Annotated in this window: 22 protein-coding genes; 18 read left to right on the top strand and 4 right to left on the bottom strand. The window is 56.1% G+C overall.

Annotated elements, in window-relative coordinates; all coding sequences use genetic code 11:
• The first annotated feature begins 77 nt into the window (after window positions 1-77).
• Both F617_RS0103050 and F617_RS0103045 read left to right on the top strand, forming a co-directional pair.
• Window positions 78-959 carry an AraC family transcriptional regulator gene (locus F617_RS0103050; protein WP_019564391.1) on the top strand — a complete coding sequence of 294 codons (882 nt, stop codon included), beginning with the start codon at window positions 78-80 and terminating at the stop codon, window positions 957-959.
• 127 nt (window positions 960-1,086) lie between these two features.
• Window positions 1,087-1,479, top strand: coding sequence for a PRC-barrel domain-containing protein (locus tag F617_RS0103045; RefSeq protein WP_003514894.1), 393 nt, complete (start codon window positions 1,087-1,089; stop codon window positions 1,477-1,479).
• 66 nt (window positions 1,480-1,545) lie between these two features.
• On the opposite strand, the gene F617_RS0103040 is transcribed toward F617_RS0103045, so the two are convergent.
• Window positions 1,546-1,788: a DUF982 domain-containing protein gene (locus F617_RS0103040; RefSeq protein WP_003514896.1), complete on the bottom strand. Its 243-nt coding sequence runs from the start codon at window positions 1,786-1,788 to the stop codon at window positions 1,546-1,548.
• A 327-nt stretch (window positions 1,789-2,115) separates the two neighbouring features.
• A complete protein-coding gene (locus F617_RS26860; protein ID WP_003514897.1) occupies window positions 2,116-2,274 on the bottom strand; it encodes a YqaE/Pmp3 family membrane protein in 159 nt (52 codons plus the stop codon).
• Between the two features lie 338 nt (window positions 2,275-2,612).
• Here F617_RS26860 and F617_RS0103025 point away from each other — a divergent pair, with 338 nt between their 5' ends.
• The 16 genes from F617_RS0103025 (at window position 2,613) to F617_RS0102940 (ending at window position 13,922) form a co-directional block, all read left to right on the top strand.
• On the top strand, window positions 2,613-3,809 hold the full coding sequence (locus F617_RS0103025; RefSeq protein WP_019564389.1) for a site-specific integrase: 1,197 nt from the start codon (window positions 2,613-2,615) through the stop codon (window positions 3,807-3,809).
• A complete protein-coding gene (locus tag F617_RS0103020; protein WP_019564388.1) occupies window positions 3,809-4,534 on the top strand; it encodes a hypothetical protein in 726 nt (241 codons plus the stop codon). Before F617_RS0103025 ends, F617_RS0103020 begins: the two co-directional genes overlap by 1 nt.
• A gap of 79 nt (window positions 4,535-4,613) precedes the next feature.
• Window positions 4,614-4,829 carry an AlpA family transcriptional regulator gene (locus F617_RS27650; RefSeq protein ID WP_081626641.1) on the top strand — a complete coding sequence of 72 codons (216 nt, stop codon included), beginning with the start codon at window positions 4,614-4,616 and terminating at the stop codon, window positions 4,827-4,829.
• Window positions 4,826-5,014, top strand: a complete 189-nt coding sequence (locus F617_RS27645) for a hypothetical protein (RefSeq protein ID WP_081626640.1) — start codon at window positions 4,826-4,828, stop codon at window positions 5,012-5,014. Before F617_RS27650 ends, F617_RS27645 begins: the two co-directional genes overlap by 4 nt.
• A 23-nt stretch (window positions 5,015-5,037) precedes the next feature.
• The gene (locus F617_RS0103015) at window positions 5,038-5,943 is read left to right on the top strand and encodes a hypothetical protein (protein ID WP_196811683.1); all 906 of its coding nucleotides are present in this window, start codon (window positions 5,038-5,040) and stop codon (window positions 5,941-5,943) included.
• A complete protein-coding gene (locus F617_RS28260) occupies window positions 5,940-6,110 on the top strand; it encodes a hypothetical protein (RefSeq protein WP_019564386.1) in 171 nt (56 codons plus the stop codon). The genes F617_RS0103015 and F617_RS28260 overlap by 4 nt, the downstream gene beginning before the upstream one ends.
• Window positions 6,107-6,298: a hypothetical protein gene (locus F617_RS0103005; protein ID WP_019564385.1), complete on the top strand. Its 192-nt coding sequence runs from the start codon at window positions 6,107-6,109 to the stop codon at window positions 6,296-6,298. The genes F617_RS28260 and F617_RS0103005 overlap by 4 nt, the downstream gene beginning before the upstream one ends.
• A 28-nt stretch (window positions 6,299-6,326) precedes the next feature.
• Window positions 6,327-6,509 (top strand): hypothetical protein, encoded by a 183-nt coding sequence (locus tag F617_RS0103000; protein ID WP_019564384.1) that lies wholly within the window; start codon window positions 6,327-6,329, stop codon window positions 6,507-6,509.
• A gap of 375 nt (window positions 6,510-6,884) precedes the next feature.
• Window positions 6,885-7,394: a hypothetical protein gene (locus F617_RS0102990; RefSeq protein WP_155846253.1), complete on the top strand. Its 510-nt coding sequence runs from the start codon at window positions 6,885-6,887 to the stop codon at window positions 7,392-7,394.
• 83 nt (window positions 7,395-7,477) lie between these two features.
• Window positions 7,478-7,717, top strand: a complete 240-nt coding sequence (locus tag F617_RS0102985) for a hypothetical protein (protein WP_019564381.1) — start codon at window positions 7,478-7,480, stop codon at window positions 7,715-7,717.
• 448 nt (window positions 7,718-8,165) lie between these two features.
• Window positions 8,166-8,609 carry a hypothetical protein gene (locus tag F617_RS0102970; RefSeq protein WP_019564378.1) on the top strand — a complete coding sequence of 148 codons (444 nt, stop codon included), beginning with the start codon at window positions 8,166-8,168 and terminating at the stop codon, window positions 8,607-8,609.
• Window positions 8,602-10,758, top strand: coding sequence for a phage tail length tape measure family protein (locus F617_RS0102965; RefSeq protein ID WP_019564377.1), 2,157 nt, complete (start codon window positions 8,602-8,604; stop codon window positions 10,756-10,758). The genes F617_RS0102970 and F617_RS0102965 overlap by 8 nt, the downstream gene beginning before the upstream one ends.
• Before the next feature lie 210 nt (window positions 10,759-10,968).
• Window positions 10,969-11,724 (top strand): hypothetical protein, encoded by a 756-nt coding sequence (locus F617_RS0102955; protein WP_155846252.1) that lies wholly within the window; start codon window positions 10,969-10,971, stop codon window positions 11,722-11,724.
• Complete coding sequence (locus tag F617_RS0102950) at window positions 11,717-12,559, top strand: hypothetical protein (RefSeq protein ID WP_019564374.1); 843 nt, start codon at window positions 11,717-11,719, stop codon at window positions 12,557-12,559. Before F617_RS0102955 ends, F617_RS0102950 begins: the two co-directional genes overlap by 8 nt.
• 261 nt (window positions 12,560-12,820) lie before the next feature.
• Window positions 12,821-13,258 carry a DUF3102 domain-containing protein gene (locus tag F617_RS0102945; RefSeq protein WP_245260754.1) on the top strand — a complete coding sequence of 146 codons (438 nt, stop codon included), beginning with the start codon at window positions 12,821-12,823 and terminating at the stop codon, window positions 13,256-13,258.
• Window positions 13,259-13,337: 79 nt separating this feature from the next.
• A complete protein-coding gene (locus F617_RS0102940; protein WP_019564372.1) occupies window positions 13,338-13,922 on the top strand; it encodes a hypothetical protein in 585 nt (194 codons plus the stop codon).
• A 159-nt stretch (window positions 13,923-14,081) separates the two neighbouring features.
• Here F617_RS0102940 and F617_RS28620 read toward each other — a convergent pair whose 3' ends face one another.
• Together F617_RS28620 and F617_RS0102925 are read right to left on the bottom strand one after the other, a co-directional pair.
• The gene (locus F617_RS28620; protein WP_019564370.1) at window positions 14,082-14,240 is read right to left on the bottom strand and encodes a hypothetical protein; all 159 of its coding nucleotides are present in this window, start codon (window positions 14,238-14,240) and stop codon (window positions 14,082-14,084) included.
• On the bottom strand, window positions 14,240-15,385 hold the full coding sequence (locus F617_RS0102925) for a DUF2213 domain-containing protein (RefSeq protein WP_019564369.1): 1,146 nt from the start codon (window positions 15,383-15,385) through the stop codon (window positions 14,240-14,242). Before F617_RS0102925 ends, F617_RS28620 begins: the two co-directional genes overlap by 1 nt.

Genomic DNA, 15,385 nt, shown 5'->3' with positions numbered 1-15,385 from the left:
ATAGTTTGCCCCTATAAACATGAATAATCTTATCATGTTTATAGGGGCGCCTTTGCGCCTTGCGGGATCGAGAGGCCATGGCTTTCCGCGTTCGGATGGAAAATGAGATCGAGGGCTTTGCCGTTATCGGCGGCCCACGCTCGCGGGTGTGGAACGGCATCGTCGCCGATCTGTGGGACGTGCGTTGCGCATCGAAGGCGGGTGGCCGCTATGTCGGCAAGGACCCGCGTTTCGTTTTCCTGCTTGATATGGATGGGACGGATGATGGGCGGTTCATGATGAATCGTAGCCGCCGCGACAATTACGCGTCATCCGAAGCGAACCGCATTTCCTTCGTACCGGCCGACCTGGACGTACATGCGGAACTCAGCAATGTTTCCTTCGTGCGCCATCTCGATCTGCACTTCGATGCGGGATTGCTGGGGGCGCGGCTGGTGCAGGGGTTCGATCCGCACGGATTGCTCGATCCGCGCCTGATGTTCGAGGATGAGCGCCTGCTGGTGCTTGCGCGGCTGATCGCCGCCGAATGTGATAATCCAGACCCTTTGCACGATCTATACGGCGAAAGCCTCGTGCTGGCGCTGTTGACGGATTTCCTCAAGGTGAAGCGGGAGCCGGTCAAAAAACGCAGCAAGCTGGCCTCCTGGCAGTTGAGAGCGGCGACCGATTACATTCGCGAACATTGCCTGCGGTCGATAAGGCTGGAGGAACTGGCAGAACTCACCAACCTGTCGCAATCCCATTTCAGCCACGCCTTCAAGGCGTCGACAGGCGTACCGCCGCATCAATGGCAGATGCAGGCGCGTATCGATCGGGTCAAGGACCTGATGATGCGAACCGACATGGCGCTGACCGACATCGCCATCGCAGCCGGGTTTTCGGATCAGGCGCATTTTTCCCGCGTCTTCCGTAAAATGGTCGGCGTTTCTCCTTCCGTCTGGCAAAAAATCCGCCAATAGAGCTTTTTCCGCGCCTCCTGATCCGCGTCTTCAGTCCGCAGCGCGCGAAAAGCTTCGGAACGAATTTCCGGTGGAGGGGTTTACCAGGCGTAATACTCACGAGGAAAAACCAAGGAGGAAAGACGTTATGTTGCATCAAGAACCCCGTGCCGGGCAGGACCCTTACGTCAAGGATACACCGAGCCTGATCGCCAGCGACAAGGTTGAAGGCACGCGCGTCTATGGCGCCGATGGTAAGCATATCGGCTCGATCCAGCGGATCATTCTGGAAAAACGCGGCGGCCGTGTCGCCTATGCGGTTTTGAGCTTCGGTGGCTTTTTCGGAATCGGCGACGACTATTATCCGCTGCCGTGGGAAAAGCTCCATTATGACGAAGAGCTTGATGGCTATCGCATCGATCTCACCAAAGAACAGATCGAAAATGCGCCTCACTTCGCCAACCTGGACGATGATGACCTGCTGCATGCGCGAGACCGTAAGGTTTACGACTACTACGGCGTCGCACCTTACTGGATGTAGATCGAACGAAATACTGCACGCATGAAAATGGCCCCTTTCGAGGGGCCATTTGTCGTCTGAATATGGTTAGTGCGGATTTTTCTGCATCTCGGAAACCGCATCGGTAAAGCACTTGCGCGCTTCCTCCGGCGATTTGCGTCCATCAAGCGCAGCGCGGCAGGCGCTTCTGGCTCTCACGAAACTCAATCCGCGAATTTTGGGCCAGCCTTCCGTCAATAACATCAGTGCCTCGAACGGGCCGGCGATAACGCTTTTGCCCTTCGCCTCGAGATTGACCTCGACAGGCTCTGTCCATCTCTCGTTCTTCATCGTGCACCTCCCAGAGCAACGCGATCCCGAAATACACCCGACAGCAAAGCAACCCATGAACGCAGCCGTGTGTTACCGCTGATTAGAATAAGCGCAAGCGATCGAATTGACAACGGTGATCAACGAAAGCCGAAAAACGACAGAATCGCCAGAACGATGACGACGAGGCCCACGATGTAGATGATCTGGTTCATGATTTTCTCCTTAGCTGGTGTCATCACCATAACGTGAGGGAGAAGATGAGGTTCCAGTCGGTGTTACGAATTTAATCACGTACTAAAATATTGTGCGCATCTGATGGTTGTCCCGTCATATGCCGCGCAAATCTCATTTGCGCAGGATCACCCAGATCGCGTGAATGATGCCGGGAATGTAACCGCAAAGCGTGAGCAGGATATTCAACCAGAAATGCAGGCCAAGTCCGACCTGGAGAAACACGCCAACCGGCGGAAGAATGATGGCGATAAGAATACGAAGGACATCCACGATGGCAGGCTTTCCATTTGATTGCGACTTGCTGCTCAACGTGCGGAGGCCCGTTTGGTTTCAAAGGTTTTATGATTGCAGCAGCATCGCCATATGACGATTTCCGCCAGTGGACAACGCCGCGCCAAAGGCAACTCAGTGTCGGAAATGAATTTTTTAGGAAGAAATGGTGCCGCTTACGTGCATTGAACTCTGATATCACCGGCTATCGTTGATGATCACTGCGTGTCAAAAGTGCCAGATATCGGCCTTTATTCTTGTTTCGTTCACCATCATGCATTATCAATCGTTATCACCAATCCTCAAAACAAAAGGTGGATTGGAAGGTGGATTGAAAAATGGCTCGTTCTCTCAACAAACTGTCAGCCGCAGCAGTAAAGCACTCCATGGCCGGAAAGTATTCCGATGGCGGCGGCTTGTGGCTGTTCAAGCGTGAGGATGGAGGCGGCCAATGGGTTCTCAGGATCACGGTTCATGGCAGGCGCCGTGAGATGGGACTGGGCGCGATATCTGAGGTTTCTCTCAAAGAGGCGAGGGAAGAGGCGGAACGCTGGCGGGCTGTTGTCCGCGCTGGTCGAGACCCCATCAAAGAACGTGAGCGATCAAAGCGGGAATCGGCCAAACGCCTCCATCTGCTCAAAGACATTGCGGAAGATGCATATGAGAGCCGCAAGGCCGAACTCAAGGGCGACGGCAAGGCTGGCCGATGGTATAGCCCGCTTGAACTGCACATCATTCCGAAGCTCGGCAAGGTGCCAGTCGCGGAGGTAGATCAAACCATGATCCGCGACACGCTTTCCCCCATATGGCATTCCAAGGCAGAGACGGCTCGTAAGGCTCTCAACCGCCTCGCCATATGCTTTCGCCATGCTGCTGCTTTGGGCTTGGATGTTGATATCCAGGCAACCGATAAGGCAAGGGCGCTCCTCGGGCAGCAACGACATGAAGCAACCAACATCCCGGCCATGCCGTGGGCGGAGGTGCCGGCGTTCTATCAAGGCCTGTCCGAAGGTTCGATAACTCATCTTGCACTTCGCCTACTGATCCTTACCGGCGTCCGATCCCGGCCGCTGCGATTCCTTCATGTCGACCAGATCGACGGCGACGTGTGGACGATACCCGGTGAAGACATGAAAGGGCGAAAGGGCAAGACGCCAGATTTCCGCGTGCCTCTTACGCCTGAAGCGCTCGAAATCATCAAGGCAGCAATGCCGATATCTCGCGATGGCTTCCTGTTTCCAAGCATCAAGAAGGGCGTTATTTCCGACGCAACCATGTCGAGGCACATGGAACGCGCCGAGATGTCCTATCGGCCCCATGGGTTCCGCTCGTCGCTTCGAGACTGGATCGCAGAGGCAACCGACACGCCACACGATGTAGCGGAGACGACGCTGGGCCATATCGTCGGTGGAAAGGTCGAGCGCGCATATCGCCGGACTGATTTTCTGGAACAACGGCGCAAGCTTTTGCAGCGCTGGGCGAAACACGTCACCGGGCAAAACGGCCAGGTGCTTCAACTGATAAAAGGTGCCTGATGTTTTCCAAAGATGACTATCTCTCTTGCGATGATGTTATGGGATACGCCTTTAGATCTGCGGTGAAAAAGGATCGCTCCGCTCTCGATTGGTCAGATGAACAGTACAACGAACTCAGATACTCACAGTTCTGGGCCTTCGTAATGAGCAACCCAGCTGTTTTTGTTCTCCTGCCATCGGGAGAGGTGGTTAAGGGTAGCTTCGGATTGATCAGCCCCAAGATGGAATCTAAAGGCTCTTGCGGACACTTCTTATCCTTGACGACAGGTCGCCTCGGCGGCTTCGTTTCAGGTGAATCCGCTTACATCTCGTCTTTTCGGCTGACCAGATGGCTTTCGCAGTGGATACCGCCTCTCGGAGCATTGCTCGACTCCTACGAATTAATCATCGCGAGGAGATTTGCGAAACAGTGGCTCGGTCCGTTTTGGGGTGCATCTGTCATGTTCTCTAAAGAGGATGTCGAAACATTTTTCTTTCCACCTGAAGCAGGTCCTGAAGAAGAGCCGATAGTGCAGGGGAGTGAGGAGGATGTTTTAGCGCTGGAGATTATCAGCGGCTTTGACAACGGCGTGTTCGGCAGAAAGGAAGACGCGAAGGAAATCATCGCGCCTAAGGCCCGATCAGCGCGGGCATTCTTACGCGCATGGGACCGCGCAGCTTCGCTCCGGCCCGATATTTCAAGACCTGGGCGACGTGGGCTTAATCTCAGCACCCGAAACGATTAATTTTTTAATCGTGCAGACTATTTGTTCCTGATCCGTTCATGAACAATCACCTCATATCAACTGATATCGAGGCGATGCAATGAATATCAAACAGACAGAAACAGGGTCCGCCGATACCTTGCTTCGTGACAAGGAAGTGGCTGCCCAGTTGGGTGTCAGCGTCCCTACCTTTTGGCGGCGCGTTAAAGACGGCACAATCCCCAGACCACTAAAAATCGGTTCGCTGTCTCGGTGGCAGCAGTCGGACATCAGGGCGGTCATTGATGCAGCACGTGCTCGGAGTGTTGCAGTATGACTGGCGCCGACCACCAACACAGCGAAGCAGTTGTTCAGGCCGCACAATGGCTGGCCGAACAAAACCCTGTGCCGACGCCGATGGTGCCGGCGCTACGTGAGCGCTTCGGCCTCTCGGCATTGGAAGCATGCGAAGCTGCCGCCCTGTCGAATAAATATCGGGTATGGAGGCGCGCGCACGGATGACGGCCCCTCACGAAAAAGACGACATGAAAGAGATCGAGGTGAAAAGCTTCACGTCATGGAAGCTGGATATCCTCGACGCCATGTCCTGCGACACGGCGCTGGAAGCGATAGATAAGTGCGTTGCGTTTCGAGTGATGCAGCACATCAACATGAGAACGAAAGATGCCAATCCCTCCCTGACTAGGATCGCCGCTCAACTCGACGTCCATCGCGATACTGTCAGACGCAGTCTGGATCGTCTTTGCGACCCAAAAGGGGGCAGGCTCTGGATGACCCGCAGTCGATCCAGCCGAACGGAATCCTACAGCTATCAGTTCATCTCTGACCGCGTGAACATCGTCCTCGATGCAAAAATCGAGCGAGAGGAACAGGCAAAAGAGAAGGCAAAAGAGAAGAAGCGCAACCGCCTCGAAGTTGCACCTAAGCAACCTCGCGAAGTTGCAGCGGTGCATTTTCATGAGGTTGCACAGGTGCAATCTAGCGAAGTTGCAGGCGAGCAACCCAAACACCTTCAATATAACCACCTTATAGAAACACCTTTCAATTCTTGCTCTGAGGGGAGTGAGTCTCTCTATAGGGACAATGATCAAAGCAGCGCAGACGTAAGGCCATCGGCAGCAAGGAACGTCCCCTTTGCAATCCCGGCAGACGAGTTGATCGGTCGGCAGACGGTTTTGGTAATTGTCGACGGTCGCGGCGTTCCGGAAGTCATCCAGGAGAAGCTGCTCCAGTTCCTCATGCTCGGCATTCTCACGCCAGCCATGGCCGAAAGGTTGACCGCGCCGACCGTGGTAATCCCAGATCAGGAATCGGAATTCAACTCGTGGATCACACGGAACATTCCCGACCGTGCCAATCACCGGGAGGCATATCGGCTGCTGCGTGAGCGGAAGATGACACCCGAAGTTCTTCGGAGGCTGGCAGCATGAAGAAAGATCAGCTTGACCTTTTCGCCTGGGCCGATGCTCGGCCGTCAGCGCAGATCATCGATCTCGTGCCCATCATCGTGCGGAACATACCTGATGTGGATCAGCAGTACCCCGAGCCCGCCAAGGTCATTCGCCCGGCATTCGAGCGCAAAAGGAGCGTGGCATGAAATACGTGCTCATCTTCTTCATGGCTTACAGCAAACCTGGGGGGCCGGCCACCGCGGAGTTTGGCGACAAGGCCGCATGTGAGCATGCACGTTCAATTTTGTTCGATGGTGGCTTCGACTATCCCAAGCCCGATCTAGCCGTTTGCGTTCCCTATTCCACTGAGGTGATCAATCATGAGCCAAGGTAATCAATCCACCGCTGATCAGGTAACGAGAATGCCAATTATCGCTGATGAAGCGCCAGTAACGGATTATCGCACGCTCGACATTCTCGGATGGGCGGTGACCGACAAACCGACGCAGGAAGCCTATCGGAAATGCACCGGTGAGGATGCCGGCGCTATCCTTGATCGATATGTCGCGTGGGCGCGCGAGAACATCATCGGTGATGCCGGTTGAGCGGAGAGCTTTTCACCCAGACGGATCTTGATGGATGCGAGGGCTTAGGCCTTGCGCCCATCCTCATGCGCCATGACGAGATTATCAACCTGAAGATGGCCGTCCATGTGACCGGCCGGAGCGAGCGCACGATCAGGGACTGGTGCAGAGACTTTGGAATCGGGGTAAAGGCCTGCCCAGGCTCACCCCTGCAAATATCCGCGCCAGCCCTTGAGATGGTCAAACATGGCGATTTCGCTGCGCTCGAACTTCTCCGTCAGGGGAACCGACAGCACCCGCGGGTCAAGCGCATATTCGATCACCTAGGCCTCCCCCTTTGAAAAGGAATGCAACTGTGTATGCTGCATTTTGCCAAATATAAAACAGGGGGTTGAAATGGCAGTGCTTACACCTTTCTCGGTAAAGACGATCCGCGAAGCCGTAAATGGCGAGCTCGTTATGTTTCCTGATGAGCTAGGGGGAGAGCTAGCGATCAAATGCGGCCAGGATGAATACGGGTATTCTTTCCTCGCTGTTTTGAAGTCGGCAGAATCTGGTTCGCCTTACGCGACAAAAGTGCAGGGTGAGGCTGAGTGCCTTTCCTATGGGGTTTCTTGGCTGATCGAAGTCGATCGCGTGAACAGCTTCAGCCGATCCCAAGAAGTAGCGGAATCGGCTGGGTCCATTCATTTATCGAAGTCTGGTCCGGTAATGCGCTTTGCCGGCGATCACCGAGCTGGCTTCACTGGCATGTGGCTTGATCTGGTGAAGAACTCACCTGCATCTCATCCATATGATGCCCCTGCGACTAATCGATGGCGGCTGTGGTTAGATGAAAAAGATCGCAACAACCCCAAAGCCGATCCTTTCCTCATATTCCCTCTTCCGCCAAGGGCAAAAGCGTAAAAGGTTGCCGCACCCTTCCAATGCCAAATAGGTGAAAACCGTGGCCTAATGCATCTCGAACACGAGATCAGGAGGTTACGGTTATGTCCATCGTCGCCAAACAGCGAAAGCAGAAAGACCCGATCGTCAACGTCATGTTGAATGGCGGCCGGGTCACTTCGGGCTTCAGAACAGCCCTGTTCGCCGCTGCCAGCCGCGCCGGCGTCTCCGTGAATGAATTCGTACTCACTGCTGCTGCTGAAAAGCTCTGTGCTTCTGGCAGCCGGTTCTCTGGTGTCTTCGAGCCGGGTGATATCCCGCATAACGTCCAGAGCGCCGCATGAGCAAGAAGAGCCGCGCCATCCGCAACGACATCCGAACCTTGGAGTATCAGGTTGAGCAACTGTTCGATCTGGTCAGACGGCTGACTGAAAATCAGTAAAAGCTCATGAGCCACACCATCACCATACCGGAAACCGTGGGCTCTGCGGTCGGCGGCGCGGTGGCCCGACGCCTCCGTGTCGAACGGCAAGCCCTTGAGGCTGATTTGCCTCTCGCGAAAAAGCGCGAGGGAGAAACCCTCACCCGCGACAAGGTGGACCAGCACCCTTGGCCCCTCATGCACACCACGATATCGTTGATCGTCTTGCAGCGGCCGAGAGCCAGCATCAGGTCGGTTTCGGAGTTCAAGGCTATCGGGTCGATAGCTGAGAATAATGGCGCCGGGGGAGTTTTCGTCTTTCGACCCCGGCGCCATCGCTAGTGATAACCGTCTTTCTCGGAAGAGAACTCATGACTAAATCATCCCTTGGCATCGATCCCGCGGAATACGGCGTTTCCGATCCCCAGCACGCATGGCGGATCAGGAGGGCGCAGCGCGAGGCCGAGCGGCGCGAGCTGGTAATGCTTCGCAAGGAGCCGGAACGCCGCTTCTTCTTGCGCAAGCCTATTCCTTTCGAGGGGGATGGCTGGGTGGCTGATGAACACAAGGGTTATACGCTTGTGCTTGTGCGGGTGATGGTCGAGAGAAACCAGTTCCATCGGATGATGATCAAGACCGATCCTTCGACTGTGATCGATACTGAGGATTTCTGCAGGGCTTTGTATTTCCAGGCATGCCCCGCCACAGAGACCGGAAGCGGCAGCACCATCGTATCGGCCGAGCAGCACGCCAAGCTCATCCAAGCAGCCGGCATTCAAGTGACCCGTAGCGAGGAGGAGCAAGCTCATGACTGACATAGCAGCTCTCGGGATTTCGGTTGACACCAGGGATCTCAAGTCGGCCAAGAACGAATTCGTGCAGTTCTCGAACGCTGCGAAGGTTGCGGAGCGGGCAGCGTCCGGTCTGTCGAATACCTCGAGCAAGTTTTCCTCGGCCGAAATTAAAGCCATGGAAGCTGCCATGGGTGGTGTAGAGCGCGCCTCGACGGCTGCTGGGAAGGCGCTAGCCGCTGCCTCTCTAGCTGCGCAGCGCGCTGGCTCTGTTGGTTCATCCGGTGTGAAGGCACTAGGTCAAGCATCCGGTGCGGCGCGCGCGCAGGTGCAGAACCTGTCGTATCAGATGCAGGACATCATCACGATGCTCATCTCTGGGCAGGCTCCCTTCATGCTTCTTGCTCAGCAGTTGCCGCAGGTCACCCAGAACGGCGGGCAACTGAATGGCGTTTTCGCAGCAATGAAGCAGACGATTAGCGGTCTTATAAGCCCTCTCGGGTTGGCAACAACCGCGTTTGTCCTTATTGGCAGCGCGGCGGTTTCTTACTTCAGTGAGTGGATGAGCAGCGGGGTCGAGACTGATAAGACGTTGAAAGACCATGCCGATATGATCGAGCGAGTTGCTGAAGAATGGGGTAAAGCCGTTCCAGCTCTTCAGTCCTATGTCGCAGCACTCAAGGCTTCCAAAAGCAATGAGGAGCTTTTGACATCCACTCGATCCGTGGCCGACAAACAATGGGAGTTGGCCCGCCAACAGGTTGCCAATCTCAATGTGGAACTGAGCAACACGATCAGCCTCATGAACCAGGCTGGTACCGAAAGCACGACTGTTCAAGCTTTCCACGCCGCGTGGGAGGACGTCTCCGCTTCGGTGTCGAAAGGCGAACAGAACCTGAGCGCCGTAAAGCAGGTTCAAGACACGCTCGCTTCGGCGATAACGCAAACCGGTGTGCCGGCGCTGGTTTCATTCCAGGCCGCGTTTGCGGATCTCACACAGACCATGGCCGGCGCAACCAGACAGGCTGAAACCTACACGCAAGCCGCTCTTCAAGCGCTGTTGGTGGGAAAGAACGGTCCACAGCTTGGCAGCCTATCGCCGCTCTTCTCTGAGAACGGTAAATTCTATTCTGGCGAGGACTTCACTCCGCGTGATGCGCCAACGCCTTCCAGCCGGCCACTGATCGAGCTTGAAGGCCTTCCCGGCGCCAGCAAGACGAGCAGCTCATCCAAGCAGAAGGCTTACGAATCTGCCACGCTGTCGATCAAGGAACAAACACGGGCCTTGCAGGCTCAGACCCAAGCACAGGCGGCATTGAACCCGCTTGTCGAAGATTTTGGCTACTCGCAAGCGCGCGTGAAGGTGGCGACTGATTTGCTGCTGGCAGCCGAACGAGACAAGCGCGCAATAACCCCGCAGTTGATCTCAGATATCAACGCAATGGCTGAAGGCTATGCGGCTCAGGTCGTTGCCCAGAACCAGGCCACGGAGGCGACGAAAAGAGCGCAAGAGGCTGTGGCTTTCGCAAAGCAGGCGACGGCCGGTTTTCTGAACGAGCTTCGCAATGGGCTGCGCAATGGTGAATCCTTCTGGGAATCCTTTGGGAATGCCGCTCTGTCGGTGCTCGACCGGATTACAGACAAACTGTTGAACGATGTGTTGGATGCGCTGTTCCAAGTGGGCGGGGCGGGATCTGGCGCCGGTGGCGGCGGCTTGCTGTCGAGCCTGTTTGGCGGGCTTTTCGGAGGTGGCAAGGGCTTATTCCCGACTATGCCCGGTGCAGGCCTATTTGCCTCCGGTGGCTATACTGGTGATGGCGCGGCTTCAAAAGCGGCCGGAATTGTCCATGCTGGCGAATACGTTTTCAGTGCGGCAGCAACAAAGCGGCTTGGCGTCGGCAACCTCGATCGCATGCACATGGGCGCCAAGAAGGGGTATCAATCTGGCGGCTATGTCACGCCGTTCTCGGGCAGCACCGCGCAGGGAACCGGGCAGGCTGCAAATCAGAACGTTCATGTCACGGTCGGCGTATCTGTCGACCAGAACGGCAACCTGCAGGCTTACGTCAAGGACGTGGCCCGAGGAGAAGCTGCGCAGGCCACCGCAACCGGCCTCAAGCAGTACCAGCGTAGCAGACAGGACCGCTACAACGGCGGAGAGAACGTGGCTTAAGGAGAGACAGATATGGCGCGAAAAAGTCGCTCCACAGAGCATAATGGACCGAAGCGAGGCAAGGGAATCGGCCGGAAAGCCTGGGTCAAGCATGCGGCACGGAAGCAGCGGCGGCAGATAGCCATCGCGATGGAACGATAGAGGAGAAAAGACGATGGCGATTTTCAGTCTTATAGGTTTGGCCGGAGCCGCGCTCTTTGGTGGCACGGCATGCAAGCCAGTCGAGAAGAAGGGCAGCAAACGTTGAGCGCGCTGAACTGCTTCATCACGGACAGCGCCGGCTACCTGTATACGGACGGCGCGACCTATGACGAAAGCACCGGCGGCCATGTGATGGGCGTCGGCAGCAAGGTGTTCGCCCTGCCTCAGTACAACGCGGTGGTCGGCTTCGTCGGTGTGGGCTGGTCGAACGTCATGCTGTATGTGCACCTCGGAGAGAAGCGCTTCTCATGCTTTGACGACCTGAGAGAAGCGTTCGCAGGCCAGGTGCGAGAGACCGTCATTCGTAGTGCCGAGCAACCCCAGATGCGCGATTGGGGCTCGACTAGCATGGTTCTCATGGGTTGGTCGGAAAAGTCCAGTCGACCAGCCGCCACCATCGTTGACGTGTACGACAGCGAAAACGGCAAAGCTTTCATCCCAAGAGACATTACGGATTTCCGACACCCTGTCGCAGATGGGCTCCCTTTCGATCCACAGCATGCCGAACGCGACGGCTTGGCGCTGATGGAAGCGCAGCGGCGCATGGAGCTTCAGGCAATCGTCAATCCAGCGTGGAGAGGTCACTACGTGGGGGGCTTCTGCCAGCAAACGGTTGTTACAGCCGACGGCATCCATACTCGGAACCTCAAGACATGGCCGGATCGCATCGGCAAGGTCATCAACCCCAAGCGTGACGATGACGGCATGATGATCGCTGGCCCTGGCTGGAAGGAAAGACTGAGGGAGAACCGGACAGATGGCTAGCGATAACGGGAATTCTCGACAGGAGAAAATTGAGCGCATCATACGGATGTCGCAGGGCATGAAGCCTGAGCAGATTGATGCCGAGTTGGCGCAGAGTTACGAGCTGAAGCCGCATGAAGTCGAGGCAGCAGAGGCGTTTATTGAGGCCGTTTCATTGCCGAAATACAAGGCCGCTGGCGGTATAATGAAGATGGTGATTGATCACCCTCGGCAGGAGGTCGGTATGGCTGTCCTGATGCGAGCTATGGGGATCAGTGATGAAACACTCTTCTACGGGATAATCCGTCAGCTTACGAACGCCGTCTCGAAGGATCAGAGTGCGGACTTTGCAGAGCTCAACGCGGCCATATCCACCGTTGCAAGTATTGAGCCCCGAGATAACCTCGAAGCTCTTCTTGCTACCCAAATGGCAACCGTCCACATGGCAGCGATGCGGCATTCGCGGTCAATGCTGACTTCAGACACCTTTGAGCAGCTCGATATCCACGAACGGACAGTCAACAAGCTCATGCGGACCTTCACAATCCAGATGGAGGCCCTTCGCAAGCATCGCAACGGCGGCAATCAGAAGGTGGTTGTTGAACACGTTCACGTCCACAGCGGAGGCCAAGCCATCGTCGGCAACGTCACCCACGGGGGGCGGGGTGGAAATAAGAAAGGTACGCAATCCCATGGACAAGAAGATTTATCCATACCAGCTCGCGCCGCGGTGCTCGGCTATGTCGAAGCGGACAAAGTGCCAATGCCAGGCGCCGGCGGAGCGCGGAAAGACAGTCTGCCGGTTCCACGGAGCCCGCGCCGGAGCGCCAAAGGGGAAAAAGAACGGCGCATATAAGCACGGTCGTTTCACATGCGAAATGATCGAAGTCCGCAGGGAGATTGCCGAGATCGGGCGTCAGCATCGCGACATGATGGCGCATCTATCCGGTCGCGGCCGATAAAGCATGTGCAAAGCAATTCAAAACAAAATCTGATGATATTGTATCAACCCATCAGCGCCTGTTATATATTCGCCAGCGACCACGGATGAACTGGCGCAAGGGATTGGCCGGCCTCCCGAGGTAACGGCCTTTCTTTGCGTCTGGAGTTTCCCATCATGATTACAGAGATCGAAGTCGAAGGCATCGGCACCATGCGGCACATGAACGCTTTCCAGATGCGGAGAGCATTGCGCATTGCCGACAGGAAAAACCGGGCCATCGCAATGGCAGCATTTGGCATCGGATTGACTGTGCAGGATTTCAAGAAACTCAGCGCCGATCAGCAGCGCCTAATCTGGGATGCTCACAATCGCCTCACAGCGCCTGGTGCTGGCGCGCCCAGCAGCCCCGACGACGGAACAGGCGGCAAGCCTCCACGCGAATGGCAGAGGCTGTCAGAGGCCGAGAAGGCAAGCTATGGGCGGCAGCTGCTAAACGTCAAAGCCTCGCTGCCGCATGGTCACTTCCGGCGATGGGTAGAAGATAAGAGCGGCATCACATACAGCCAAGCGCAACGGTACATGAGCGCGGCCAAGGTTCAGGTGGTAGCCTAAAAGACGGAAAGCGTCCTTTAGCGATAGTTGACACACAATCCCCCACCGGATCATCTACGCGCATACGTTGGGGGCTTTCATGAAAACACTCGTTCAAACTGTCTTCGCTGGCTTTCTCAGTGTCGCACCTGCCATGGCCGCTGATAACTCATGCGGTGAAAAGTATTGGGCAGGAACCGGGTCGGAACATTCCATCGACCAGATCCCGGTTTCTGGCATTCAGAGCTTTCTCGACACATCGCCGGCGGTAGACGGAATCAAGTTCGACGTGACCATAAACGGGAAGGAAGTTTGGCTCGATATCGTGCAATATCCGCCTCAAGTCTCAGTGATCGCGTCTCTTCGTTCGCTCCTAGTGCTTGGTCGAGTGGTGAAACCTGGATACGACAAGCTGGTACTTGCTGACGGTGACAAAGGTCTGTTCCAAGTCAGCTATCAGGATATCCATGCCATTGGCTGCCAGTTCGTCTGGGGTGCGGAAGGAGGACAAAACCCTATCCACCTTTTGCGCGAGCTTGCCGACAGTCTGACGTACTACGCTGATGGCTCTAGGGTGGCGCCGCCCTTCACAGGATCTTTGATGGGTGACACAAGCGCCATGCTCGGGACGATGAACAAGATCGTCTATCCCGAATGGCTGCTAAAGACGGTCACAATCCAGTAATGATAATGACCCTTATCGTGAGTTTTCCTGACCTGAAATTCGATGTCAGCCCTTCTTGATGACGGCAACATTGTCATACTGCTCGTATTTGCCGGTCGGCCGGGTGGTGTCGAGAACAGCGATGCCGGCAAACTTGACGGTCGCTTCCGAGTCCACAACCTAGTTGTCCAGCGTGCCCTGCACGCAGACGTTGCCGAAGCCGATGCCTTCAACGTCTTCCGCGATGCGGGTGACGATGTCGTTCGGCTCCATGTTGGGGATCATGCCCTCAACCCAGCGGGCGTGAGTGGCCGTATAGGTGGTCTGGATCGCAGGCATTATGCGGCCCCCTTCTGGTTAGAGCCCATCCACGCCGACGTCAGATGATCGGTCATGGCCTTGTGGGCCGTGCTGATGGAATTGGTGTCGTTCTGCTTGACGCCATCCTTGACGACGGCAGCAAAAGGATCTGGAGCACCCTTGGCGGCTTCCTCGACCAGATGATCGAAGCGCGCATCGATGTAGGCTTCCGATTTGCCGGCGATTGCCGCATCACCGATCTTGGCGACGACAACAGCCTTGCGGATTGCCGCGTCGGAGAGACCTTCCGTCTTCACGTCCTTGGCGATTGCTTTTGCCGCGGTGATGAGATCGGCGCGTTCCTGCACACGCTTGTCGAGATCGGCGTCGGACAGAACCTTGCCCTTGATGGCATCGAGTTCAGCATCCTTCTTCGCCAGTTCGGCGTCCTTGGCCGCGAGTGCCGCGGTGTGGGCTGCCTCGGCCTTTTCAGCCTTTGCATTGGCATCAGCGAGCCGCGTCTGCAGGGTGCTGATAACCACGGCACCCTGATCGGTTACTTCAACCGGGATGCCATCGACGGTAACCGTCTTCAGGGTCATGATCGTTTCCTTCTTTGGATTGTGATCAGGGATGAAAGGGGCAGCGCCCCATGACGCACCGTCACCGATGCGAGCTTGAGAACCAGCCCGCGCCCGATCCACGATCGCGAGATGATTGATTTTGATGTTGGTCTGTGTGGCGTTGAACTGCTGGCCGTCGGGCGTTACGCCATCACCCCAAACGAGTTCGCAGGTGTACCCGGCGGAAAGTTCCCGAGTATCAGTCTCGACGCCCTTAATAGCCGCCGTGTCCTTTAGGATCAGAGGCAGTTCCACCCAGACGCCGTTGGGCTTTGCCGCAGTGCTGACCTCGCCAACAGAGAGTTCTTTCCAGTTGTCCGCAGTGACTGGTTCGTCTGGGTGGCCCATTGTCACTGGCGCGTGAGAAAAGCTCTGCAAACTGTCTCTTGAGAAGACTTCTTCAGCGGGGCGATAGACTCGCACCACCTGCATCTCTGGCTTGCCCACCTCATCGCCAGAATAAAGCTGGATGCCGGTGCGAACCGACTTTGCGTCGGCAATAAGGTATCCGTCGGCCGTCCGACGAGTGCCGGACACCGTTACAGCGTCGGTGAATTGCAT

Origin of the sequence: Agrobacterium sp. 10MFCol1.1 (assembly GCF_000381165.1) — a bacterium.
GTDB lineage: Bacteria > Pseudomonadota > Alphaproteobacteria > Rhizobiales > Rhizobiaceae > Agrobacterium > Agrobacterium tumefaciens.
Note: the sequence above shows the minus strand (reverse complement) of the source record. Positions and strands in the feature narration are given on the sequence as shown.